The following is a 529-nucleotide window of genomic DNA, read 5'->3' as shown; positions in this document are numbered from 1 at the left end:
GCGACTGCGTGCGGAGAATGAATACCTAAAAAACTTGCAAGCCTTGGTTTTGGAAGACGAGCGACGCCAGCGCAAAAAACGCTGGTAGTTCAGAAGCTGAGGCAAAAACACGCACTCAACATTCTTTTATCAATCGCTCAACTGCCGCGTGCGACCTTCTATTATCATTTGAAACAGATGCAGAAAGCGGACAAATACGCATCTGTGAAGGAAGAAATCACGGCAATTTATCATGAAAACAAAGGAAGATACGGCTATCGCCGGATCACGGCAGAATTGCGTAACCGTAAGCTGCCCTTAAATCACAAGACGGTCCAGCGGCTTATGAAGGAACTGAGCTTGGTTTGCCGTGTCCGAACGAAAAAGTATCGTTCTTACAAGGGCGAAGTCGGCAAAATCGCACCAAACTTGCTGAATCGGGACTTCCATGCGGACAGGCCGAACCAGAAGTGGGTTACAGATGTGACGGAGTTCAGCCTGTTCGGAGAAAAGCTCTACCTGTCCCCAATTCTCGATCTGCACAGCAGCG

General features: G+C 48.8%; 1 protein-coding gene. It reads left to right on the top strand.

What is annotated here, in order from left to right; all coding sequences use genetic code 11:
- Positions 1–96 precede the first annotated feature (96 nt).
- Positions 97–529, top strand: a 433-nt coding sequence (locus NI20_RS15490) for an IS3 family transposase (RefSeq protein WP_242843010.1), incomplete at its 3' end; no start/stop codon positions are given.

Origin of the sequence: Oscillibacter sp. ER4 (assembly GCF_000765235.1) — a bacterium.
GTDB lineage: Bacteria > Bacillota > Clostridia > Oscillospirales > Oscillospiraceae > Hominicoprocola > Hominicoprocola fusiformis.
This window is presented reverse-complemented; position numbering and strand designations above follow the sequence as displayed.